The organism is Shewanella sp. HL-SH5, assembly GCF_051163755.1.
GTDB classification, from domain to species: domain Bacteria; phylum Pseudomonadota; class Gammaproteobacteria; order Enterobacterales; family Shewanellaceae; genus Shewanella; species Shewanella glacialimarina.
The window spans coordinates 3,878,800-3,902,718 of record NZ_CP195038.1; the positions used below are offsets into that span (position 1 = coordinate 3,878,800).

The 23,919-nt window shown below is 42.1% G+C and carries 23 protein-coding genes; 13 read left to right on the top strand and 10 right to left on the bottom strand.

All coding sequences use genetic code 11. The annotated features are described in order from the left end of the window. Positions 1 to 91: 91 nt before the first annotated feature. From ACRWQM_RS16935 to ftsY, 5 genes are all read right to left on the bottom strand, one after another. The gene (locus ACRWQM_RS16935) at positions 92 to 1,378 is read right to left on the bottom strand and encodes an acetyl-CoA hydrolase/transferase family protein (protein ID WP_434930719.1); all 1,287 of its coding nucleotides are present in this window, start codon (positions 1,376 to 1,378) and stop codon (positions 92 to 94) included. 310 nt (positions 1,379 to 1,688) lie between these two features. Further along, the gene (rpoH, locus tag ACRWQM_RS16940) at positions 1,689 to 2,549 is read right to left on the bottom strand and encodes an RNA polymerase sigma factor RpoH (protein ID WP_434927863.1); all 861 of its coding nucleotides are present in this window, start codon (positions 2,547 to 2,549) and stop codon (positions 1,689 to 1,691) included. Between the two features lie 272 nt (positions 2,550 to 2,821). Beyond that, positions 2,822 to 3,787: a permease-like cell division protein FtsX gene (gene ftsX, locus ACRWQM_RS16945; RefSeq protein WP_434927862.1), complete on the bottom strand. Its 966-nt coding sequence runs from the start codon at positions 3,785 to 3,787 to the stop codon at positions 2,822 to 2,824. Next, on the bottom strand, positions 3,787 to 4,473 hold the full coding sequence (ftsE, locus tag ACRWQM_RS16950; RefSeq protein WP_434930720.1) for a cell division ATP-binding protein FtsE: 687 nt from the start codon (positions 4,471 to 4,473) through the stop codon (positions 3,787 to 3,789). The genes ftsX and ftsE overlap by 1 nt, the downstream gene beginning before the upstream one ends. A gap of 6 nt (positions 4,474 to 4,479) precedes the next feature. Continuing rightward, positions 4,480 to 6,060, bottom strand: a complete 1,581-nt coding sequence (ftsY, locus tag ACRWQM_RS16955; RefSeq protein ID WP_434930721.1) for a signal recognition particle-docking protein FtsY — start codon at positions 6,058 to 6,060, stop codon at positions 4,480 to 4,482. Between the two features lie 179 nt (positions 6,061 to 6,239). Between ftsY and rsmD the strand changes: the two genes are divergently transcribed. Continuing rightward, a complete protein-coding gene (rsmD, locus tag ACRWQM_RS16960; protein ID WP_434930722.1) occupies positions 6,240 to 6,821 on the top strand; it encodes a 16S rRNA (guanine(966)-N(2))-methyltransferase RsmD in 582 nt (193 codons plus the stop codon). Positions 6,822 to 6,916: 95 nt separating this feature from the next. Here rsmD and ACRWQM_RS16965 read toward each other — a convergent pair whose 3' ends face one another. The 4 genes from ACRWQM_RS16965 to plsB form a co-directional block, all read right to left on the bottom strand. Then, positions 6,917 to 7,480, bottom strand: a complete 564-nt coding sequence (locus tag ACRWQM_RS16965) for a NapC/NirT family cytochrome c (protein WP_434927856.1) — start codon at positions 7,478 to 7,480, stop codon at positions 6,917 to 6,919. A gap of 273 nt (positions 7,481 to 7,753) precedes the next feature. Then, complete coding sequence (locus tag ACRWQM_RS16970; protein ID WP_226411884.1) at positions 7,754 to 8,020, bottom strand: hypothetical protein; 267 nt, start codon at positions 8,018 to 8,020, stop codon at positions 7,754 to 7,756. 252 nt (positions 8,021 to 8,272) lie between these two features. Beyond that, positions 8,273 to 9,529: a tryptophan permease gene (gene mtr / locus ACRWQM_RS16975; protein ID WP_434930723.1), complete on the bottom strand. Its 1,257-nt coding sequence runs from the start codon at positions 9,527 to 9,529 to the stop codon at positions 8,273 to 8,275. Beyond that, a complete protein-coding gene (plsB, locus tag ACRWQM_RS16980; protein WP_434927853.1) occupies positions 9,529 to 11,952 on the bottom strand; it encodes a glycerol-3-phosphate 1-O-acyltransferase PlsB in 2,424 nt (807 codons plus the stop codon). The genes mtr and plsB overlap by 1 nt, the downstream gene beginning before the upstream one ends. 250 nt (positions 11,953 to 12,202) lie before the next feature. On the opposite strand from plsB, the gene lexA reads away from it, so the two are divergent. The 6 genes from lexA (at position 12,203) to ACRWQM_RS17010 (ending at position 18,333) form a co-directional block, all read left to right on the top strand. Next, positions 12,203 to 12,820: a transcriptional repressor LexA gene (lexA, locus tag ACRWQM_RS16985; protein WP_434927852.1), complete on the top strand. Its 618-nt coding sequence runs from the start codon at positions 12,203 to 12,205 to the stop codon at positions 12,818 to 12,820. After that, positions 12,817 to 13,335 carry a cell division inhibitor SulA gene (locus tag ACRWQM_RS16990; protein WP_434927850.1) on the top strand — a complete coding sequence of 173 codons (519 nt, stop codon included), beginning with the start codon at positions 12,817 to 12,819 and terminating at the stop codon, positions 13,333 to 13,335. Before lexA ends, ACRWQM_RS16990 begins: the two co-directional genes overlap by 4 nt. A 389-nt stretch (positions 13,336 to 13,724) precedes the next feature. Further along, complete coding sequence (coxB, locus tag ACRWQM_RS16995; RefSeq protein WP_434930724.1) at positions 13,725 to 15,296, top strand: cytochrome c oxidase subunit II; 1,572 nt, start codon at positions 13,725 to 13,727, stop codon at positions 15,294 to 15,296. 10 nt (positions 15,297 to 15,306) lie between these two features. Further along, positions 15,307 to 16,896 (top strand): cytochrome c oxidase subunit I, encoded by a 1,590-nt coding sequence (ctaD, locus tag ACRWQM_RS17000; RefSeq protein ID WP_434927847.1) that lies wholly within the window; start codon positions 15,307 to 15,309, stop codon positions 16,894 to 16,896. A gap of 1 nt (position 16,897) precedes the next feature. Continuing rightward, positions 16,898 to 17,461, top strand: a complete 564-nt coding sequence (locus tag ACRWQM_RS17005; protein ID WP_434927846.1) for a cytochrome c oxidase assembly protein — start codon at positions 16,898 to 16,900, stop codon at positions 17,459 to 17,461. Then, entirely contained in the window at positions 17,458 to 18,333 is an 876-nt protein-coding gene (locus ACRWQM_RS17010; protein WP_434930725.1) for a cytochrome c oxidase subunit 3, read from the top strand. Before ACRWQM_RS17005 ends, ACRWQM_RS17010 begins: the two co-directional genes overlap by 4 nt. Before the next feature lie 20 nt (positions 18,334 to 18,353). Here the strand turns inward: ACRWQM_RS17010 and ACRWQM_RS17015 are convergent, their stop codons facing one another. Beyond that, on the bottom strand, positions 18,354 to 18,572 hold the full coding sequence (locus ACRWQM_RS17015) for a DUF2909 domain-containing protein (protein WP_434930726.1): 219 nt from the start codon (positions 18,570 to 18,572) through the stop codon (positions 18,354 to 18,356). On the opposite strand from ACRWQM_RS17015, the gene ACRWQM_RS17020 reads away from it, so the two are divergent. The 6 genes from ACRWQM_RS17020 (at position 18,517) to ACRWQM_RS17045 (ending at position 23,911) form a co-directional block, all read left to right on the top strand. Next, the gene (locus ACRWQM_RS17020) at positions 18,517 to 19,335 is read left to right on the top strand and encodes an SURF1 family protein (protein WP_434932051.1); all 819 of its coding nucleotides are present in this window, start codon (positions 18,517 to 18,519) and stop codon (positions 19,333 to 19,335) included. The two genes, ACRWQM_RS17015 and ACRWQM_RS17020, sit on opposite strands and share 56 nt — an antisense overlap. A gap of 40 nt (positions 19,336 to 19,375) precedes the next feature. Continuing rightward, the gene (locus ACRWQM_RS17025) at positions 19,376 to 19,927 is read left to right on the top strand and encodes a hypothetical protein (protein WP_226411906.1); all 552 of its coding nucleotides are present in this window, start codon (positions 19,376 to 19,378) and stop codon (positions 19,925 to 19,927) included. Then, a complete protein-coding gene (locus tag ACRWQM_RS17030) occupies positions 19,927 to 20,907 on the top strand; it encodes a COX15/CtaA family protein (protein WP_434930727.1) in 981 nt (326 codons plus the stop codon). The genes ACRWQM_RS17025 and ACRWQM_RS17030 overlap by 1 nt, the downstream gene beginning before the upstream one ends. A gap of 15 nt (positions 20,908 to 20,922) precedes the next feature. Further along, a complete protein-coding gene (cyoE, locus tag ACRWQM_RS17035) occupies positions 20,923 to 21,831 on the top strand; it encodes a heme o synthase (protein ID WP_434927841.1) in 909 nt (302 codons plus the stop codon). A gap of 81 nt (positions 21,832 to 21,912) precedes the next feature. Beyond that, the gene (locus ACRWQM_RS17040) at positions 21,913 to 22,578 is read left to right on the top strand and encodes an SCO family protein (RefSeq protein ID WP_434930728.1); all 666 of its coding nucleotides are present in this window, start codon (positions 21,913 to 21,915) and stop codon (positions 22,576 to 22,578) included. Between the two features lie 301 nt (positions 22,579 to 22,879). Continuing rightward, positions 22,880 to 23,911 (top strand): protein-glutamate methylesterase/protein-glutamine glutaminase, encoded by a 1,032-nt coding sequence (locus ACRWQM_RS17045; RefSeq protein WP_434930729.1) that lies wholly within the window; start codon positions 22,880 to 22,882, stop codon positions 23,909 to 23,911. The last annotated feature ends 8 nt before the right edge of the window (positions 23,912 to 23,919 follow it).

Below are 23,919 nucleotides of genomic sequence, written 5' to 3' on the forward strand. Positions count from 1 at the left end.
AAATGAATTCAACGCAGTTAGCGGGGCAAAGATCTGTTTGATATGCATTTATTATCCCGAGCTGAGGTTATTTACTAATATCCATAAAAAACTATACCCTCAACCGCCAAATATCGAAGGTTTCCTGGCACAACTGTTCTCTAAAGTCTGGATGAGCGATATCGATTAAAGCGCGGGCACGTTCACGCAGTGATTTACCCCGCATATTGGCAATACCATATTCGGTGACAATGTAATGCACATGGGCACGAGTAGTGACGACCCCTGCTCCAGGAGATAACACTGTCGCAATCCTTGAAATAGTGCCTTTAGCTGCAGTGCTCGGCAGGGCAATAACCGATCGCCCTCCTTCAGAAAGTGCTGCCCCGCGAATAAAGTCCATTTGACCGCCTACACCGGAGTAGATGCTCGTGCCTAGCGAGTCGGCGCAGACCTGACCTGATATATCCACCTGTAAGGCAGAATTTATGGCCATAACATTTGGGTTTTTTCGAATAATAGCCGTATCGTTAACCTGTTCAATATCCATAAAAATCACTGATGGATTATCATCAACAAAATCATAGAGTCTCTGGCTTCCTAAAGCAAAACCTGTCACCAGTTTGTCTGGATGCACCTTCTTACGGCTATTATTAATGGCGCCACTCTCAACCAGGTTTAATACCCCATCGGAAAATAGTTCGGTATGGACACCAAGGTCACGATGCTCCGTAAGGCAAGAGAGTACCGCATCAGGAATCGAGCCTATGCCCATTTGCAAGCAGTCACCATCGCGCACCAACTTGGCAACATTTTTACCTATGGCTGAGCTAATCGGGTCACTTACTGCTAATGGATGTTGTGGTAATACTATACTTTGCTCATACACGGCGGCAAATTTCTGGTAATGAACAAACCCATCACCATGAGTACGGGGCATCATGGGATTAATATGTGCGATGATTTTACCGGCCATTTGGCATGCTGCCAACGTTGCTTCAACCGAAATACCCAGTGAACAAATACCATGTTTATCTGGCGGCGATACCTGAATAATAGCGGTGTCAATATGCTGTTCACCGGAACGAAACAGTTTAGGAACTTCAGAGAGAAATATCGGTACGTAGTCCGCATCACCTTGTTGCAATAACAAGCGTGTTGGCACGCCACCGAAAAAACAACGATGACGAAGATGAGCCTTCAATCTTGGGTCACTTAATGACTCTGCGCCCTCAGTATGAAGCTGCAATAGTGTTAAATCATGCCGATTTAAAGCGTGAACAGCCAATGCATCGAGTAATAGCTTGGGTGTTGCGCCCATAGAGTGGGTCCAGATTGTTTCACCATTTTCAATTAAAGAAACAGCTTCTAAAGCAGTATTACAAATAATTGGGGGCATTAAGTTTACCTAGGTCATGGCTCTGTTTTCAGTGTAAGGGCTAATTTAAAACTTTAATAGCCCCTAACAAAACCCATTATCAGGAAGTTGATCTTAAGCACGGGTTATAACAATTTAACTCGGAATGCACAGATATGAAGACTTAAAACTCGAACTAATTAGCCTTAAAACTGAAGCGTTTTGATGTGAAGATTTTTATGCACAATAGTGTTTGAAACGGTATCAGCTAACACAAATATTTTAGCGATAGGCATAAAAAAACCTGCCTCGGCAGGTTTTAATTAATACTTAACGAGCACTAATAACAGTATTAGATATCCATACAGCTTTTAAGCTTATTCATGGCATTTTTTTCTAACTGTCTTATACGCTCAGCTGATACTTGGTAAGTATTAGCCAGCTCTTGCAAAGTCGTTTTATCATCATCTAACCAGCGAGAACGGAGAATATGCTGACTACGCTCGTCTAAGGTTTTAATGGCTAATAATAAACGGTCCTGCGAGTCAGACTCCCAGTTGTCGTCTTCAATATTTTGCGCAATATCTGAAGCGTGATCTTGCAAATACAATGCTGGCGCATAATCGGTTGTGTCGTCGTCACTGTCATTGGTCAAATCAAAGGCAGGATCTTGCGCTGCCATCCGAGATTCCATTTCGGTCACGTCTGATCTAGAAACACCTAAGTTTTCGGCCACCATTGAGACTTCTTCATCGCTGAACCAGCCTAAACGTTTTTTAGATTTGCGAATATTGAAGAATAGTTTGCGTTGTGCTTTGGTGGTAGCCACTTTCACAATACGCCAGTTTTTCAACACGTATTCATGAATTTCGGCTTTAATCCAATGCACTGCAAATGAGACTAGACGTACACCAACATCAGGATCAAAACGTTTTACCGCTTTCATCAAACCAACATTGCCTTCTTGAATTAAATCCGCCTGTGGTAGCCCGTAGCCAGAATAACCTTTGGCGACGTGTGCAACAAAACGAAGATGCGACATAATAAGTTGTTTAGCCGCTTGAAGATCGCCGGTTTCTTGTAAACGCTTGGCGAGATCAAACTCAGTCTTAGCATCTAACATCTCAATTTTAGATACTGACCGAATATAAGCTTCTATGCTACCACTGCTTTGCGGTAACGCTAGCGCCATTGATTGCGTTTGATTAGTCATTCGCTCTCCTACTGCTTTAATAAAATCATGCTACAAAATCTTTGAATACAATGAAATAGATTAAAAAATTCACAAGATGTTAGCTGATAAACTTCATATTATTAAGACATCTTATGTCCAACAAAGTTCATCCGAGCGGTTATTTAACCCGTTAACGTACTACTTTGCAAGTAAACTAAGTTTCATTTACTTACTTTGCATAGATTATCTCAATCGGTTAATCCTGTTACCGTTAACATCTATGCTAAGTTTACCGCTGGTCGGCGATAGATTTACGACGGCTCTATTTTACGAAGATGCTGCCGCACTGATAAATAAGATCCTAACCATCCTAAAAATGATGCCAGTAAAACCAATTGACCCAGTTCAGCAAAAGTAAGTGCCTGTAAACTTAATTCGCTACCATATAGTCCCATTAAGTCAGCTAGCGCACTATCTAAGTACCAGACTAATAAATTAATAATTATCCACGCTAAAAGTCCACCAATGACGCCATACCATATCCCGGTATATAGAAACGGCCGCTGAATAAAGGCTTCTGTCGCGCCGACTAATTTCATAATTTCAATTTCGGTACGACGATTCATAATAGCCAGTCGAATGGTATTACCTATTACCAATATCACCGCCAGTACTAATAATGCCGCGATTGCCAATACGGTTTTCTCCAGCAAGCGCACCATGGCTTGTAAACGCTCTAACCATTCAATATCTAAACGACCAAAACTGACCTCAGGTTCACGTTCAAGCTTACGTAGTAATTCTCGCGCACCTGTTGGACTAGAATATTTAAGTGACGGTGTAACCGTTACCACTGCGGGTAGTGGGTTTTCGTCCAGGTAAGATAAAGCCTCACCAAAACCAGATAGACGCTGAAATTCTTCTAAGGCTTGATCTCGGCTGATATAGTCAATCGACTCGACTTCTCGAAACACTTTAATGCGTGAAATTAAGCTTTGAATAGACTGCTCGCTGCGTCCTTCATTGATAAACAGTGATATCTCCGCGGCGCTATTCCAAGATTGAGTGATATTTTCTGCATTTTTAACCAACACCTGCAATGCTGCAGGTAAGCTTAAACTGACCCCAAGAACTGCCATTGTCATGATTGAAGACACTGGCGTACGCCATAATTCTCCCATACTCGACATGCCTTGTTGAACATGACGAATAAAAAACATCACGATTCGCCCACTCATAGGCAGCTTGCTTTGGGTAATGCTATTTTGTTTAGCCATTAGTCTTCTCCCCTCGAGCTAGAATGAGACTCACCGCCAATCATTCTTCCCTGTTTTAGGGTAAAGGTACGATATTTCATTCGTGCGATGAGTCCCAAGTCGTGGGTCGCAATTAACACACTGGTACCAGCATCATGAAAGGTTTCAAATAACCTTAAAATATCCATAGACAGCTTTGGGTCTAAGTTACCTGTTGGCTCATCGGCTAATAAAATAGGTGGCTTATTCACAATCGCGCGGGCAATACCTACCCTTTGCTGCTCGCCACCAGATAACATAATGGGGCTATGACGCTCTTTGCCATATAGCCCAACCATGTCTAACGCACCTGCAACACGCTTTTTTATTTCACCATGGGAAAAGCCTTCAATCACTAATGGTAATGCCACATTATCGAAAACACTTTTGTCCATTAATAGGTGATGATTTTGAAAAATCATCCCTATATTACGACGTAAATAAGGCACGTGTTTAGCACTGACATTGGCAATGTCATGGCCATTAATCGCCACCCGACCTGCCGATGCACGCTCAATAACGGTGATCAATTTAAGCAAGGTACTTTTACCTGCACCAGAGTGACCGGTTAAAAAAGCCATCTCACCTTGACGAAGATGAAAATTCACATCCAGTAAGGCTTTTTGCCCGCCGGGATAGACTTTACTTACCTGCTCAAATTGGATCATGTTCTGTTATTCTGCCTTTTCTTGACTAAATAATGCTTCGATAAAATCATTGGCATTAAAAGTACGTAAATCATCAATTTGTTCGCCGACACCAATGTGACGAATGGGGATATTAAACTTGTCTGCTATGGCGAAGATTATTCCGCCTTTGGCTGTGCCGTCTAATTTACTTAAGGTAATACCTGTCACACCTACTGCTTCTTGAAATAGTTGTGCCTGGCTAATCGCATTTTGCCCTGTACTAGCATCTAAGGTTAACATCACTTCATGGGGAGCATTGATGTCGAGTTTTTTCATCACTCGAACCACTTTTTTCAACTCTTCCATTAAGTGGCTTTTATTCTGTAGACGGCCCGCAGTATCTGCAATTAGCACATCGACTTTACGCGCCTTAGCAGCTTGAAGTGCATCAAAAATAACTGAAGCACTGTCGGCACCTGTGTGCTGTGCAACAACTGGAATATTATTGCGCTGCCCCCAGACTTGTAGTTGCTCAACAGCGGCTGCCCGAAAAGTATCACCAGCAGCTAACATGACAGATTTGCCTTGTTTTTGATACTGTTTTGCCAATTTACCAATGGTCGTTGTTTTACCTACACCATTAACACCTACCATTAAAATAACAAATGGCCCCTCTGCATTATCAGGCACCAAAGGGATAGCTACAGGGGCTAACATTTTTTGCATTTCATCACGCATAAGATCATACAGCGCTTCTGCATTTTTAAGCTGTTTACGTGATGCTTGCTCAGTGAGGCTTTTAATTAACTTAGTCGTCGTTTCAACACCCACATCGGCGATTAACAGCTGTTCTTCAAGCTCTTCAAATAAATCGTCATCGATTTTTTTGCCACTAAACAAACCAATGAATCCAGAACCAATATTTTCACTGGTACGCATCAAACCACGTTTTAAGCGCGCAAACATGCCTTCTTTTTTAGGCTTGTCTTGGGGTTCTGGCTCAACTTGGGTAACAACACCTTGTGCATTATCTTCCGCAACTTGAGCTTCAGCGGCGACTATTCTAGCCTCTTCGGCAGCTTGAGCTTCCACAGCAATTATTTTAGCTTCTTCGGCAGCTTGAGCTTCCGCAGCGACGATTCTAGCCTCTTCGGCAGCTTGAGCCTCAGCGGCTGCTATTTTAGCCTCTTTGGCAGCTTGCGCTTCAGCGGCAATTATTTTAGCGTCTTCTGCAGCTTGAGCTTCAGCGGCGACTATTTTAGCCTCTTTGGCAGCTTGAGCTTCAGCAGCGACTATTTTAGCCTCTTCGGCAGCTTGAGCTTCAGCAGCTACTATTCTGGCCTCTTCGGCAGCTTGCGCTTCAGCGGCAATTATTTTAGCCTCTTCGGCAGCTTGAGCTTCAGCGGCGACTATCTTAGCCTCAGCGGCTGCTATTTTAGCCTCTTCTGCAGCTTGCGCCTCAGCGGCAATTTTTGCATCACTCGCTTGCGCTTGATTAGCATCATCTTGAATACTATCTTGAATACTATCTTGAGCAACGTCTTGGACGACTTCTTTGGAGGTTTCAACGACCTCTTGCTCGTTCTTGTCTTTACGAAACCACGAGAAAAAACCTTTCTTTGCCATGTTTACTACCAGTGCTCAATATAAAATAAGTTCAATTACAGCGATTTTTTTACGCCAATAGGGGTTATTGGAGAATACTCAGTATTTTTGGTTGAGTTTAATATAAAATATCAGCTGTTTAGGGTGAGCATAGTCTACCACTTTCTTTTTCTTTGTTCAGACAAAATCACGGGGAACACATGGCACGACAAAATAGCAGTAGTGGGCAGGTCAGAATTATTTCTGGACAATGGCGTTCTCGTAAGCTGCCGATCCATGATTTAGAAGGCTTACGCCCTACAACAGACCGTGTGCGTGAAACCCTATTTAACTGGCTATCGGTTGATATTCGGGGCGCTCGAGTATTAGATTGTTTTGCCGGAAGCGGAGCATTAAGCCTAGAGTCGTTATCACGTTATGCCGAATTTGCGTTAATGTTTGAATTACAAAAAAGTGCCGCCAACCAACTGACCAAAAATCTGCACACCCTTAACTGCATCAATGCCAAAGTGATTAATGGTGACAGTTTGCAGTTATTGGCTAAAGGAACAGATCAAGGTTTTGATGTGGTTTATATTGACCCTCCCTTTCGTAAAGGTTTGGCCAAACAGACTATTGAATTATTAATGGCCCATGGTTGGTTAAATAACGATGCACTCATTTATCTTGAAACCGAAACCGATCTTACTGATCTGGTTATTCCAGCAAATTGGTTACCGCTGAAACAAAAAACAGCAGGACAAGTGAGTTACCGTTTATATGCTTATCAACCAGTACCATAAACTCACTCAATACCGTTAAGCACACTTTAAATAATCATCCATAAAAAAACCTCGTTCACTTGAACGAGGTTTTTTATTCAGTAGCCTAAGCTAAGTTACTTTTTAGGGTAAGGATGGGCGACACCTTTATGGCAATCAACACAGGTTTTTCTGTCTTCGGGTGCTTTTTTGAAATTATTTTCATGCATTTTTTTCGCCATTTTCTTCATGCCTTCAGGCTGATTTTCATATATACGAGTATGGCAATGGCGACAGTTAGCTGAATCATTAGATTTGAAATACTTTAATGCTAGGTCCGCTTGTTCTTTACGGTTTTCATCTAACCATGCTTGAGTATTGAAATCATCTATCATGATAAAACCGTATAAATCTTTAGAAACGATGATTTTTTTGATCAAGTAATCAACTGGGCCATGGGGTAAATGGCAATCTTGGCATTGCACTGTTACACCTGCATTGCCACCACCATGAGCTGACGCTAATACTTCATCCTTTAAAGAATGGTTACTGTGGCAAGACATACAGAAAGCATCTGTACTTGTTGCATGTAAGGTTTGCTGAGTTGCAAAATAGCCAACTACACCTAAAATCACACCGACTAAAATCAGTACGATAATGGAATATTTTGTGCTTGGTTTAAATAGGGTTCGCCAGTTCATCACACATCTCCGTTTTACAATATTTTATATATTATTAATTTTGAGTAAGTGTAGAGTGTTGTGGTACGAAAAAAGCTGATATGCCTCTAGATTTAGGTAATAGGTAGAATTCATCACTTAAACTTTGAAGCTGATCAATAATTGACTAACTATTACTCACTCCAACCTTAAACTAAACTTAATACAACGGAGGTGGCTTAACAACAAGACACGAAATATCAACAGTATAATTGCAACACAGATCTCATTTTATGCCATGACCCGCTAATTTAATTATTTATGTTGAGCCAAAATATGCTGTTTTTCACGGGCTAGTATAAGCATCTTCCAACCACCCCACAGCATTATCCCCCCACCTACAAGGATCATGGCGTAAATGATTTGTTGATCCGCCAACATAGGTAAAAAGTTTTTATCAAAGCCAGCAAATATGCCATACAAGCCTAAGCCAAACAGAAGGCTGCCTGGAAAATCAATAATGGCAATCATCAGCATTTTACGATCAATCGCTTTTAGTTGTGTTAGTAGCAGATCTGACATAACAATTTCATCCTTAAATTAAAAAATTAACATAGCAATAAAAACAATCTGTTATCAACAAGTTTATTTGTTTTATGTTTCATCTGCCTTATAACATGGGAGGGTAACGTAATGATTAAAACATGCCTCCTTCATTTTTAATTCTTAACATAGGGTTTCACGTATCTTATTGCCCACAGTTAAGCTACAAAATGCCATAAATGCAAAAAGTCTTCCGAAGAAGACTTTTTATTATGTAAGCCTGTCAAAAACCTACTGGTAAACCGGTAAAATATCCGCCATGGCCAACAAGTGACACGTTGCCGTTAATGCCCCAAATAACACCACAATAATGATCAACATATTGCCTCCTGGTACTTTAAAGCTTTGGCTATTTGGATAGAGCTGACGGGTTTTATAAGCCAATAGTGCAGGTACAATAACCGCCCAAATGGTTGCGGCTAAAGCTGCAAAACCGATAGCCATTAAAAAACCATTAGGAAAGAGTAACCCTAATACTGTTGGTGGAATAAACGTAATTGCTGCGGTTTTTAATCGACCAGTACGTGAATCATCAAAACCAAATAAATCAGCTAGGTAATCGAATAAGCCTAATGTCACCCCTAAGAAAGATGAGGCAACCGCTAAGTTGGCAAACAAGGTCAGTACGCGTGATAAATTTTCGCTGGCGATGGATTCAGATAAGGCCGCCACTAATACCCCCATATTACCGCCTTGGGCAATAATATCTGAGAACATAGCACGAGAAATATTGCCCATAGTGACCACTAACCAACAGGCATAAATCACCAAGGCAATGGTTGTGCCTAGTACGATAGCTTTTACAATGGTTTTGGCATCTTTACCGTAATATTTAACCAGACTGGGTACATTACCATGGTAACCAAAACTGGCCAGGCCAAATGGCAATGCAGCTAACATATAAGGCAAGTATCGAGCTTCACCATCAGGCTCAAACAATCGACTTGGATCTATTTCAATTAATAAGTTACCCGTAGCTAAGAAAAAAGTGATCACCATACCACCAAGCATAATGGTGGTAATGCGATCAACGGCTTTAGTGCTGATTAACACAATAAGTGCAAGCACCAACGCAAACACTAATCCGGCGATACTTTGCGGTAAGCTGATGCCAATGGCCTGCAGACTATGATTAACAATCGAGCCACCGCCACTAATATAAGCGTAAGTTAGGATGTACAACACAAAAGCAATTGATAACCCATTGACTATTCTACCAAATTGCCCAAGCGTATCACGCGTTAACGTGTCAAAACTGGCCCCAGGCTCAAAATGTAAATTGGCTTCCAGTAATAGTAAACCAGACATCAGCATACAAAACCAAATACCTACTAACATCAGTACAGAATAACTAAACCACATACCTGCCCCGACCACGGGTAACGAGAACATTCCCGCGCCGACAGTCGTACCAGCAATAATCATTGCCCCACCAATAAGAGACTTACTTTTGGGGCTATTTTTAGCCGCATTCATGTGGTTTGCCATTAATTTAAATGCTCCGCGTTTACGCTATCTTGAATGGTTTGTCGCACTGATGGACGTAATAATCCATTCGCGTGGTCGCGTATACGAAACACTTCATCTAATGGCTCACGACTGCATAAATAACCTAGCTCTTTTAGTTTCACGCTCAGGGTATTGTACAATTTTTTATCGTAGAACTCTGGTGCAGTAATACCGTGCAACGCCCCTAACCTTTGGGCCAATAAATGGCTGTCTCGTTCAAGCTCAGCACGCTCTAATTCAGGTTTGATCCCTAGCAAATTAAAGATAATTGCATAACGCTGTAATGTTTCACTGACGGTTTCAGCTAATAGCTCTAACTGGGTGATATTCGCTTGGACAACAACACAACGTTTATCACCACTAATTAAATTCTCCTCAACCATTTGATCAAGCACTAAATCAACATAAGCGGGAAGATCAGCAATACCCATAAATAATTCTGCTTTCATCAGCGGGTAAAAGTCCTCAACCACTGCCAGAATTTGTTCACGATTACATTCTTCATAGCGCACTAAACAACTGGCAATTAAGGAAGGAATAATCATGATATGAATAATGTTATTACGATAATAACTCAAGGTAATAGCGTGGTTAGGGTCAATTGCGACAATGTCCCCTAGTGGGTCTTTTTCTAAGGTAAATTTATTGAGTGATAAGCAATGCTTAACAATGGATGGACCATCACCTTCTGCAACCGATGCATAGTCGGAATAAGGTGCTTGTTTCAACAACTTTAAATAGAAATTTAGCTGACGCTCAAGCTGATGACGTTCTAACGCATTTTGCTCTGAGGCTAATAACACTAAACTAGTTAGCGTGACTGAACTTGCCGCTGCTGCGCCATTAATGTTGGTCATCACTTGATTGGCTAGAAGATTAACTGCTGGCGTAACCCATGATGGTTTCTGGTCTGGATCTTTGGCAATTTCTTCACGCCAATCAGGAGATTGTTGTTTCAAAAAGTTTTGTAAATTGATTGGCTCGCCAAAGTTTACGTAACCCTGGCCAAAATTACCCAGCTTACGAATAGCACCAAATACCTGCCAAAGCGATTCCTTCTCTTTTTTCTTACCACTTAATTCTTTATGGTAAGTAGCCACTTCCATCACGTGGTCATAACCAAGATAAACAGGCACTAACGTCACCGGCCGCTCAATACCACGCAGCACACTGTTAATTGTCATGGCTAACATACCGGTTTTAGGTGCAAGCAATCTACCAGTGCGTGAACGACCACCTTCGGTAAAGTATTCAACGGCGTAGCCCTTAGCAAACAGTTGATCTAAATACTCACGAAAAATAGCGGTATACAGTTTGTTGCCATTAAAACTACGGCGAATGAAAAATGCACCACCACGACGGAACATTGGGCCTGCAGGCCAGAAGTTTAAGTTGATACCGGCTGCAATGTGCGGCGGCACCATACCTTGGTAATACAAAATATAAGACAGCAGTAAATAGTCCATGTGGCTGCGATGACAAGGCACATATACAATTTCATGACCGTCATGATGCAGTTGGCGCACTTGCTCAGCGCCTTTGATGTTAATACCACTGTATAGCTTATTCCATAACCAGGTGAGAAAACGCTCAGCAATACGTACTAAACTATCTGAATAGTCGGCCGCGATTTCGTCCAGATACTCAATCGCAGTTTCACGCGCTTTCTCTTTGGAAATCTTCTTGTTTGCCGCTTCTTCTTCAATGGCCTTATTGATCGATTCAGACTTTAATAACGAAGCAAACAGAGCTTGACGGTTAGGCAGTTGTGGTCCAGTCATGACTTTACGTTGACGGCGAAAATGTACCCGAGCCACCCGAATTAATTTATGGGCAATGGCTTCATCAGTACCATGTTCATCGGCTAAATAGCGTAATGACATTGCGTTAGAGAACTGCACAAAACTATGGCGACCTAGAAATAGAATCATTAACCATTTACGTAACCAGGTTGGATTCTCACGTTCAAGCACAGCAGCTTTCATCGTGTCATCTTCTTTGCCTGGAGTACGGCCCCAGTAAAGACTTACTGGCACAAGTTGAATATCTAATTCAGGCTGCTGACGGTGGAGCGCTAATAAACTGGTAAAACAGTTTAAAAACTTCTCACCACCCTCACGCTTACCAATAATAGGCTTTCGCCCCTCTAAACAAACAACTCGTGGCACTTTCATACCATCAAGTTGTAATGGCGCATAAGGACTTGGTAAGCCTAAGCCTTGGGTCATTTCGCTTAATGCTGCAGTGTCACTGATCGACTCTGTCTTCATGACATAAACAATGGGCTTGTCTGGATCGAAGTTTAGATCTGCAAATGGGTCATGTGGCACAACTATCGTTTGCACCATCAGCTTTTGCACCCTACGCAGCAGTCTAAGCATGATTGAATCTGGTTTTGACATAATAATATTCGCAATAAAGCCCTTTTAATATGGGCGCATAGGATACCAGAAACTGGTTACCTTTCACTATAGGCTGTACACATCAAACAATGCTTTTAAATTCAAGAACAAATAAATTGAAGCATGCAATTGATACATATAATAAAAAAAAAATTTCAAATAATAAAATTAAAAAATAATTGGTGAATACTTGCGCAAACACAAACACTGTATATAATGACAGTTACTGTATAGAAAGACAGGAAATAACATGAGACCCTTAACACCACGCCAAGCTGAAATTTTAGAGCTTATTAAAAACAATATCTCTGAAACTGGTATGCCACCTACTCGTGCAGAAATCGCTACACGCTTAGGTTTCAAAAGCGCAAATGCCGCAGAAGAGCATTTAAAAGCCTTGGCTAAAAAAGGGTTTATTGAAATCATGCCCGGCACATCCCGTGGAATACGATTAACCCAAGAAGATGAACCCGAAGAAGCAGGTTTACCTTTAATTGGACAAGTCGCTGCAGGTGAACCTATTTTAGCGCAAGAGCATGTAGAACAATACTATCAAGTTGATCCTAATATGTTTAAACCTGCCGCAAACTTTTTGTTAAGGGTTCGCGGTGACAGCATGAAAAACATCGGCATTTTAGAGGGTGATTTACTCGCCGTTCATAAAATACAGCAAGCCAGAAATGGCCAGGTCGTTGTTGCTCGTGTTGAAGATGATGTGACAGTGAAACGTTTTGAGAAAAAAGGCAATGTCGTATATTTGCATGCTGAAAATGAAGCGTATGCACCTATCGAAGTCGATTTAAGTTACCAAAGCCTCACTATTGAAGGGCTTGCAGTTGGTGTAATTCGTAATGGAGAATGGTTATGAACAAACTAATGGGTACATCCCCTCGTCATCCTGGTTTATGGGTAGATTTGCCAACTGCAGATATTAATTTAGCGCAGCCTATCACCACACTCCAAACCGAAACCAATGGTAAAGTGGAACTCAGTCAATATGCTAGCCAATTGGCACAACTAAGCCTGCAAGGTCGTTGGATTGTGCTAATTAATCCCGCCAATATCAATTATAAACAGATGTTAGCTAGTGCTGGGGTAAGAATGGACCGCGTATTGTTAGTACATGCCAAGGATGAAATTGAAACACTTTGGGCAATGGAAAAAGCATTAACCAGTGGTACATCAAGTGCCGTTATTTCATGGACTCAACCTTTAGATGCACGCGACAGTCGCCGATTAGAGTTAGTCGCAAAAAGTGCCCGAGCATTAGGTGTCGTTATTGAAGATGTAAGCACTCACTTAGGCACTAATTTGGCAACTAAAGCGATTATTTCAAATCAAAATAATGCTGTTAAAACAATTAATTTCACTTCATTTCATTAGTACTAAACGCCGTGTTTACTGAGCCCTGTCTATGTACAGGGCTTTTTTATGCAAAATTTCAGTTAATTAGCTATAAAAGTGATCTTGATCAATGTTTAATCTACAAGTAATGTATTTAACAGGGTTGAAACATTTTTAACCTAATTGAAACGCTACAGTCTAGATTTTATCTGACAGATAAAAGCGTCAAATCAGAATTGATAGGTTCAGTTGTAGGTGCCAGCGTGGTGCACATAAATACAAATCCGTAAGCCTTACACGCTTACAACCACCAGGGTACTTTGAAGTCATCAAGCTTTTTTGGGAACCGAAGAGTTTACATAGAGCAGAGACTTACTGTGTGACTCTTCTTTGTAGTTGCTATTCGCAATTGGCAGAGGAGAAGTCTTGTGAAGCAATGGTTGTATTGTGTAATGGCGGTGTTACTGGCACCTCCACTTGGGGCAAACGAAATGCCCCTCAACATGACAAAGGGTGTAACGAATATCAGTGGCCAGGTTTATGACCTCCATATGATTATTCTTTATATTTGCTGTGCTATTGGTGTTGTGGTGTTCGGGATCATGATTTATTCAATGATCTATCATCGTAAATCCAAAGGCGCGGTCGCGGCAAATTTTCATGAAAGTACCAAAGTAGAAATTGCTTGGACCGTGATCCCATTTGTTATTTTAATTGGTATGGCCATTCCAGCCACTAAAACCCTTATCGCTATGGAAGATCCGTCTGACGCGGACTTAACCATTAAGATCACTGGTTCGCAGTGGAAATGGCATTACAGTTATTTTAATGAAGATGTCGAGTTCTATAGCATTTTATCCACTCCTCGCACCCAAATTGACGGTGATGAAACTAAAAGCGCAACCTACTTATTAGAAGTAGATAAACCTTTGGTACTGCCTCTCAATCGGAAAGTGCGTTTTTTAATGACATCAGATGATGTTATCCACTCTTGGTGGGTTCCAGCTTTTGCGGTTAAAAAGGATGCTAACCCAGGCTTTATTAACGAAGCTTGGACACGAATTGATAAAGCAGGAACTTACCGTGGTCAATGTGCTGAATTATGCGGCAAAGACCATGGATTTATGCCTATTGTGGTTCAGGCGTTGCCTGAAGCGGAATATGATGCGTGGCTTTTAGACCAAAAACAGCTTGCCAATAATGCAGCTGCCGCGGCTCAAGCAGCCTTATCAGAAACTCTTTCAAAAGAAGAGTTAATGACCAAAGGTGAACAAATTTACCTCTCTACATGTGCAGCATGTCACCAACCTAATGGTGCAGGCTTACCCGGTGTATTCCCATCTCTTATTGGCAGCCCACTCATTAAGGGGCCTGTCGATGGCCATATTAATATTGTGCTTAATGGTAAGCCTGGAACAGCAATGCAATCATTTGCAAAACAGTTAACCGCCAAAGATATTGCCGCGGTTGTCACCTATGAGCGTAATGCTTGGGGGAACGACTCCGGTGATGTTATTCAGGCTGTTGATGTAAGCAATGTTGCCAGTGGTATTAATGCAGCAGAACCTAATCCAGCAAATACCAGCACTCAAGCAGTTGTATCTGCCGATCCATCTGAGCAAGTCAATGCTGCAGTTACCAAAGCTGTCGACATTGTCGCCGAGGTGAAAGAGGTAGATTTGACGGAATTAACTTATGAGCAGTTAATGACCGAAGGTCTACAGGTATACACATCGTCTTGTGCTGCTTGTCATCAAGCAACAGGTGCAGGTTTACCTGGTGCGTTCCCATCATTGATTGGTAGTCCCATAATTACTGGCCCTGTTGATGCGCATATCAATATCGTTCACAACGGTAAACCTGGTACCGCGATGCAAGCTTTCGCCAGTTCATTATCACCACGCCAAATGGCAGCGGTGATCACTTACGAGCGTAATGCATGGGGTAACAATTCAGGCGATACGGTGCAAGCAGCCGATGTCAATAGCCATGGACAGTAGGGGATAATTAATGAGTACATCTACGCACGATACTGCAGTCCATGACGACCATCATCATGGTGCCCCTAAGGGCATTATGCGCTGGCTGCTAACCACTAACCATAAAGACATTGGCTCTTTGTATTTATGGTTTAGTTTTATTATGTTTCTAACTGGCGGTGCCATGGCAATGGTGATCCGCGCTGAGTTATTTCAACCAGGCTTACAACTAGTTGAACCTAACTTTTTCAATCAAATGACCACAGTTCATGGCCTTATCATGGTATTTGGTGCTGTTATGCCAGCCTTTACCGGCTTAGCTAACTGGCTAATACCTATGATGATTGGTGCGCCAGATATGGCATTACCTCGCATGAACAACTGGAGCTTTTGGATTTTACCCTTCGCCTTTACCATGTTACTTAGCACATTATTTATGGAAGGCGGTGGACCTAACTTTGGGTGGACATTCTACGCGCCTTTATCTACCACCTACAGTCCAGATAGCACAGCACTGTTTGTGTTCTCGATACACATTATGGGGATTAGCTCGATTATGGGCGCAATCAACGTGATTGTGACCATAGTTAATATGCGCGCACCAGGAATGACATGGATGAAGTTACCTTTATTCGTGTGGACATGGCTTATTACTGCATTCTTGCTGATTGCGGTAATGCCAGTACTGGCTGGTGTGGTCACCATGGTGTTAACCGATAAATACTTCGGCACCAGCTTTTTTGATGCCGCAGGTGGTGGCGACCCTGTTATGTTCCAGCATATTTTCTGGTTCTTTGGTCATCCTGAAGTGTACATCATGATTTTACCGTCATTCGGTATTATCTCTGCCATTGTGCCCGCCTTTAGCCGTAAGAAGCTATTTGGGTACTCGTCAATGGTATATGCGACCGCCAGTATTGCGGTGCTGTCATTCTTAGTGTGGGCACATCATATGTTCACCACGGGTATGCCGGTATTTGCAGAGCTGTTCTTCATGTACTGCACCATGCTGATAGCCGTACCAACGGGTGTAAAAATATTTAACTGGGTAGCAACCATGTGGCGCGGTTCTTTAACGTTTGAAACGCCCATGCTGTTTGCTATCGCCTTTATTATTTTGTTCACTATTGGCGGTTTCTCAGGGTTAATGCTGGCCATTACACCGGCAGATTTCCAGTACCATGACACCTATTTTGTGGTGGCTCATTTCCATTACGTACTGGTTACTGGGGCAATATTTTCCATTATGGCCGCTGCTTACTATTGGCTACCTAAGTGGACCGGTCATATGTACAACGAAACCTTAGGTAAATGGCATTTCTGGTGTTCGGTCATTTCGGTTAACGTGCTGTTTTTCCCAATGCATTTCTTAGGACTTGCTGGTATGCCACGTCGAATTCCTGATTACGCAATTCAGTTTGCCGACGTTAACCAGATTGTATCAATTGGTGGATTTGCCTTTGGATTGTCTCAGTTTATTTTCTTAGCCGTAGTGCTTAAATGCATTAAAGGTGGTGAAAAAGCACCAGATAAACCATGGGAAGGTGCTGAAGGATTGGAATGGACCCTTCCGAGTCCTGCTCCATATCACTCGTTTACTACCCCACCAGAGATAAAATGAGATGAATCAGCCAACAAAATCGAATCGTAAATTACTGACCCTGCTTATTTTGGGCGCTGTGGGTATGTTCGGCTTTGGTTTTGCGTTGGTGCCTTTGTATGACGTGCTATGTGATGCCTTGGGGATTAATGGCAAACCCCAAAGCACCGCCAGCACTTACCAAGCGGTGATTGTAGATAAAAGCCGCACCGTTACCATTGAATTTGTCGCGCAGGTGCAATCTGATATGTCTTGGGAATTTAAGCCTCAGGTCAATCGTATTACAGTGCACCCTGGAGAGCTTACCCATGCGAAGTTTTATGCCAAAAACTTATCGACAAAAGACACGGTTGGCCAGGCGATACCTTCAGTATCACCAGGTCAAGGTGCAGCCTATTTTAATAAAACAGAGTGTTTTTGTTTTAATCAACAACCGCTAGCGGCATCAGCAAGCGCTGAACTTCCACTGGTTTTTTACGTGGATCCTGATTTACCAGAATCCATTCATACATTGACTCTCTCTTATACCCTTTATGACATTACCGACAAAGTCGGCGGTGGTGTAAAGCAAGGAGCAGCAAAATGACCACAAAGCATGAAACCTATTATGTGCCAGCACAAAGTGCCTGGCCTATCATTGGTGCAATAGGCCTATTTTTAATCGCCTTTGGCGCAGGCAGTTACGTACAACAACTATCAACTGAAGCCAGTTATGGCGGTTATATTCTAATAACCGGTATCGCTGTGATCATATTTATGATTTTTGGTTGGTTTAAAACCGTGATTGATGAATCTATGTCCGGTTTGTATTCGGCGCAAATGGACCGTTCTTTTCGTCAAGGAATGAGCTGGTTTATTTTCTCTGAAATCATGTTCTTCGGGGCATTTTTTGGCGCATTATTTTATGCCAGAATGATTGCAATGCCCTGGTTAGGCGGTGCATCAAATAATGCCATGACCCATGAAGTATTGTGGCCAGCATTTGAAGCAGTATGGCCACTGGTTAAGACTCCAGATGGCACCACCACCGAAGCCATGCCATGGACAGGTTTACCGCTTATCAATACGATATTGTTATTAACCTCTTCGGTAACCTTACATTTTGCTCACACAAGTTTAGAAAAAGCGAAACGTACACCACTGAAAATTTGGCTAGGACTGACCATTCTTTTAGGTTCTGCGTTTTTGTTTTTACAAGTAGAAGAATACACCCACGCCTACCATGAAATGGGCTTAACGCTTGAGTCGGGAATTTATGGCAATACCTTCTTCTTGTTAACCGGTTTTCACGGTATGCACGTTACCTTAGGGACAGTGTTTTTAATTGTACTGCTTTTAAGGGTGCTGAAAGGTCACTTTACCCAAGATAAACATTTTGCCTTCCAAGCAGGTAGTTGGTATTGGCACTTTGTTGATGTGGTGTGGTTATGTTTATTTGTGTTCGTTTACGTGTTGTAGCAACAGGTAAATAGCACATATTAGTAAGGCCGTGGGTTAGGCTCAATAATGCCTAGTCCCATGGCAATTAATAACAGAATAACCACGAATGCAGAAAACATTACCCTACGCCCTAAAAAGCGACTCATAGACTGAGTGTTTTCACCTTTAACCATAATAAATAATGCGCGGGCTAAATTAAATATAATGAATACAAGCAGTAGCACTAAAACTAACTTAACGAACAGAGGGGCTGTCACAGGCAATCCTTTTGCGGGTATAGGTTGGGCCGCGTTTGTTTTTGTTGCTATTACTGTGAGCGTGTTTAGCATTCTGGTCAAGCTGGGTTTGTGGCAACTTGATAGAGCCGAATTCAAACAAGCTTGGGAACAAACGTTAATTGAAAGACAAAATCAACCTGCAATTACCTTTAAGTCCTTACAACAAATCATTACTTCACAGACAGCCGATGCGTCTGAGACAAATATTTTGACAGGCTACCGTGTAGCCGTTTCAGCTTCGCCAGCCTCTGACAAGGTTTTATTACTCGATAATCAAGTATACCAAGGTCAAGTGGGTTACTTGGCCTACCAAGTATTCCAAGTAAAGCAAACAGAGCCTCGATTATTAGTCGAACTTGGCTTTATACCAGCCAATAAAGATCGCCGTATTTTGCCGCAAATTAACCCTATTCCAGCTGGGCGATACAAATTGCTCGGGCGAATTTATCAAAAGCAAACTAATCCACTTAGCGACCATCTTATGGCTGAAACGGGTAATCCTATGCGCTTTCAAAATATTGCCATAGATGAGTTATCACAAACACTGGGGTATCCATTATTACCTGTGGTTTTACAACCTGACAATGTGCCCCATGTGGACTTACCACAACCCTGGCAACCCATTCCATTATCGGCCCATAAACATCAAGGATACGCACTGCAATGGTTCACTATGGCCGCAGTGTTTTTAGGATTAATGACTTGGCTGACACTGAAAAAGTGGCAGCAATTAAGGCGTTAAATATTTTTCCATTATATAACAAGTAATAAGAGGAGAGAGAATGAACTCCCAACCTAGAAAAAGTAATAAAACATTAATACTCTTGTTTGTGGTGTTTTTAGTGCCTGTGGCATTGGCCAAACTAGTATTAAGTATGGATTTGTACCATGGCGGCGCAACCAATAAAGGCGCGCTACTCAGTACAGACCTTACTTACAGCACCCTAGATATGGACAACCCTAAGCCACATTTATGGCAATTAGTGTATTTACTGCCAGAAAAGTGCGATGAACAATGTGTAGACAGATTATATATTATTAACCAAAGTCACATTGCACTTGGGCGAGACCGCGACAGAATAGTTCCAATGATACTGCTGCAAGACAACAGTGATATCGAGGCGCTTAAACAGCTACACATTCCTTTTGATACCGCTGTAATTAATAGCAAAATGGCTGAATTATTACGGTTACAACAAATGATTATCGTCGACCCATTAGGCAGTTTAGTCATGCAATATGACGCAGTATTGGGGCGTGATGCTAATATCGTTCAGGGCAAAGCGATCATTGCCGACCTACGTAAAATGCTTAAGTTGTCGAGGGTGGGTTAATGCATATTCCTCAACTGATTAAATTCACCTTAGTATTTACCTTAATGGTAATTCTAATGGGCGCATACACCCGCCTGTCTGATGCAGGCTTAGGCTGTCCTGACTGGCCTGGGTGTTATGGTCATTTAACCGTTCCCAATGAAAGCCATGAACTGGCAAAAGTCGAAACCCATTTTCCTGAACACACTATTGAACCGAAAAAAGCTTGGCTTGAAATGATCCATCGCTACATTGCTGGCACATTAGGCCTTATGGTGCTGGTGATTTTAATCATGTGTTTAAAGCAACGTGAAGCGCCAAAAAAGTTGCCAATATTTATCTCAGCCTTAATCATTTTTCAAGCCGCGTTAGGGATGTGGACGGTCACCATGAAACTGATGCCGATTGTAGTGATGTCTCACTTAATCGGCGGTTTTGCCCTATTTTCACTATTACTCATTTTGTATTTACGTACTAAGCCTTTACGTATTCCCGGCGGTGATACTTATGCTCGAAAACTGGCGCCATTGGCTGCTATAGGTTTAGTGGTATTAGTGGTGCAAATCATGTTGGGCGGTTGGACATCCTCTAACTATGCTGCACTGGCCTGTACCACTTTGCCAATTTGTGAGGGGAATTGGATAGACAATCTGCGCTTTGCCGATGCGTTTTCACCCTTTCAAGGTGACCATCCCAGTTTTGAATATGGGGTATTAGATTATCCAACCAGAATGACGATTCACATCACTCATCGTATTTGGGGAGTATTCACCGCAGTAATGCTTGTTTGGTTGGCGTTCAAGTTATTAAAAGCACAATCATCCACCATGCGCACCAGTGCCTATTTACTTATTTTAATGGTAATTGTGCAAGTTGCGTTAGGCATCAGCAATGTGGTGATGAATTTACCATTAGGCATTGCAGTTTCACATAATGGCGGCGCAGCATTATTACTGCTCACCATGGTATTTATTAACTACGCCCTATGGCGTAAAGCGTAACTAGAGGACATAACAATGACAAAACCGATCATCCTCAACGCTCCAAGTGCGGCTCTCACATTACAGTGGCGGGCATACTTTGAAATGACTAAACCCAAAGTGGTAGCATTGATGCTACTGACGGTGTTAGTCGGCATGTGTCTAGCATTACCAGGAGCCGTACCACTACAACCTTTAATTGTCGGTATGGTCGGCATAGGATTAATGGCAGGCGCAGCAGCCGCTTTTAATCACCTTATTGACCGAAAAATAGATGGCCTAATGGCGCGAACCTATAACCGTCCATTGCCTAAAGGTAAAATATCTGGCGTAAAAGCGGCAGTGTTTGCGGTATCTATTGGGGTGTTAGGATTTGTGATGCTGTATGCCTGGGTTAATCCCCTCACAGCTTGGCTTACCTTTGCCAGCCTAATTGGTTACGCCTTGGTCTATACCACGTATTTGAAACGTGCAACATCGCAAAACATTGTAATTGGCGGCTTAGCAGGCGCAATGCCCCCTTTACTTGGCTGGACTGCTGTCACCAATGAAATGCATGGTCATGCGTTATTGTTGGTGATTATTATTTTCACCTGGACACCTCCGCATTTCTGGGCGCTAGCTATTCATCGACGTAAAGAGTACGCCAAGGTTGATATTCCGATGCTGCCAGTTACCCACGGCGTTGAGTTTACCAAAACCTGCATTTTGTTATACACAGTCCTATTAGCCATAGCGTGTTTATTACCCGTATTAGTCGGAATGTGTGGCCCGGTTTATTTGGTTGGTTCAACGCTACTGAGTTGTGGATTTATTTATAAAGCTTGGCAGCTTAAGTACCATGACTACTCAGGTTTAGCGATGAATGTGTTTAAGTTTTCTATATACCACTTAATGGTGCTATTTATCATCTTGCTGGTTGATCATTACTTGTGGGTGAATTAATCCGTTAAGTTTAATCGTGACTTACAGTAACAATACACACGCTAAATTGGCAGCTAACATCAATATCTAGGGAAGTGGTGAATGAGTAAGCGCAGTATTATCGTCGCACTGATCATTATGGCATTCGGGGGCATAGTCGCTAATCAATGGCTAAGCCCTGCAGATAATATGCCTTCAACGTCACTTGCTAAGCCGCAATACGACTCCCTAGATTTAGCCACCAGCTTTATTTACGATAATCCTCGTAAATTAGCGCCGTTTAGTTTGAGTGACCAATATGGCAATACTTTTACTAATAAAAATTTAACAGGTAAATGGAGCCTATTTTTTATCGGCTTCACCTCATGCCCAGATGTGTGCCCAACAACGCTTAATAAATTAGCCGCAGCTTATCCCGCGTTACAGCAAATATCTGACTCCATACAAGTGGTGTTTGTATCAGCCGATCCTGACCGTGACACGCAAACTAAACGTCTAGATTACATCAACTTTTTTAATAGTGACTTTAAAGCCATTACCGCTGAACATGCTCAGCTATTTCCCTTTAGCCGCGATCTCGGCTTTGCTTATGCAATGGTAGGTGATGGTGATGATTATCAAGTCGACCACAGTGCATCATATGTACTGGTCTCACCTAATGCGGAAAAAATAGCGGTATTTAAAGCCAAGCCTAAGCCGGGTGAGACACCTCAGATACTGAATAATGAGCTAATTGCTGATTTTAAAAAGATCGTTGATAACACTTAACAACTGTTGATTATGCTTAAAAAACCGTAAGCTCTAAAAAGTACACTTTAAATATTTTATATCATTGCTTTACACATCAGATACTTGACTCTGCCTATAAAGGCACCAATACTTGAAAGGCACTCCCGCTCATTTTTCAAAAATAGGTGAACCAACGCATAACTCAACGTTCAAACCGTTATGAATTAATCACGCTCAAAGCCAGCATAACTTAACTACTGGTGTCTAGTTTATAGGACACGCTATTTATTTCGCCCGTAAGGGAGTAACGTATTATTATCACCACTTGAAAGGAGGCTAAATGATTAAAGTATTGGTCATAGATGATTCTGCCTTAATGCGCCAGCTACTCACCCAGATGCTTGATACTGATGATAATATTATTGTTGTGGGTGAAGCAGAAGATCCCTATGAAGCTCGCGAACTTATTAAACAACTTTCACCTGATGTGTTAACCCTTGATGTTGACATGCTAAAAATGGATGGGCTGGCTTTTTTGCGTAATTTAATGCGCCTAAGACCCATGCCAGTCTTGATGGTGTCTTCGCTCACTAAAAAGGCAGCCGACATCACCTTAGAAGCACTCTCTTTGGGGGCTATAGATTATATTGTTAAGCCACAAAACCATTATCAAAATAGCCTATCATTATTTCAAAATAATTTAGTTCAAAAAGTCACCGCTGCAGGACAAGTGTCCTTTGATGCACCACCGGCTATTCGCCATCATCATGCAATAGCTCCCCCTGTGACGGGGAAGTTTAAAAATGGACTTATCGCCATAGGGACGTCAACAGGAGGCATTGAAGCGATTCAAACCATTCTGATGGCATTACCCGCAAATATACCACCCATTGTGATTACCCAGCATATACAGCCAGTATTTAGCAGCTCATTTGCAGCCAAGCTAAATAAAAATTGCCACTTAAATGTGATAGAAGCCCAAGGCGGTGAAAAGCTCACCGCAGGTAACGTTTATATTGCCCCAGGGGATCAGCATTTAGCCATCGAACCTGAAGGCGACCACTTTAAAACAAAACTACTTAACGCTGGGCCGGTAAACCGCCATAAACCCTCGATTGACGTATTATTTAATAGCGTCGCTGAACATGCGGCTCAAAACTCTGTTGGTATTATACTGACCGGAATGGGCGCCGATGGCAGCGCAGGTCTGCTTGCAATGAAACAAAAAGGGGCTTATACCATAGCCCAAGATGAAGCATCGTCGCTGGTGTGGCAAATGCCCAGTGCCGCGGTTGCCATTGAGGCAGCCAGTGAAGTATTACCTCTAACTCAGATTAGCGACAAACTACTGACCTTACTCACCATCAGTTAATGTGTTTT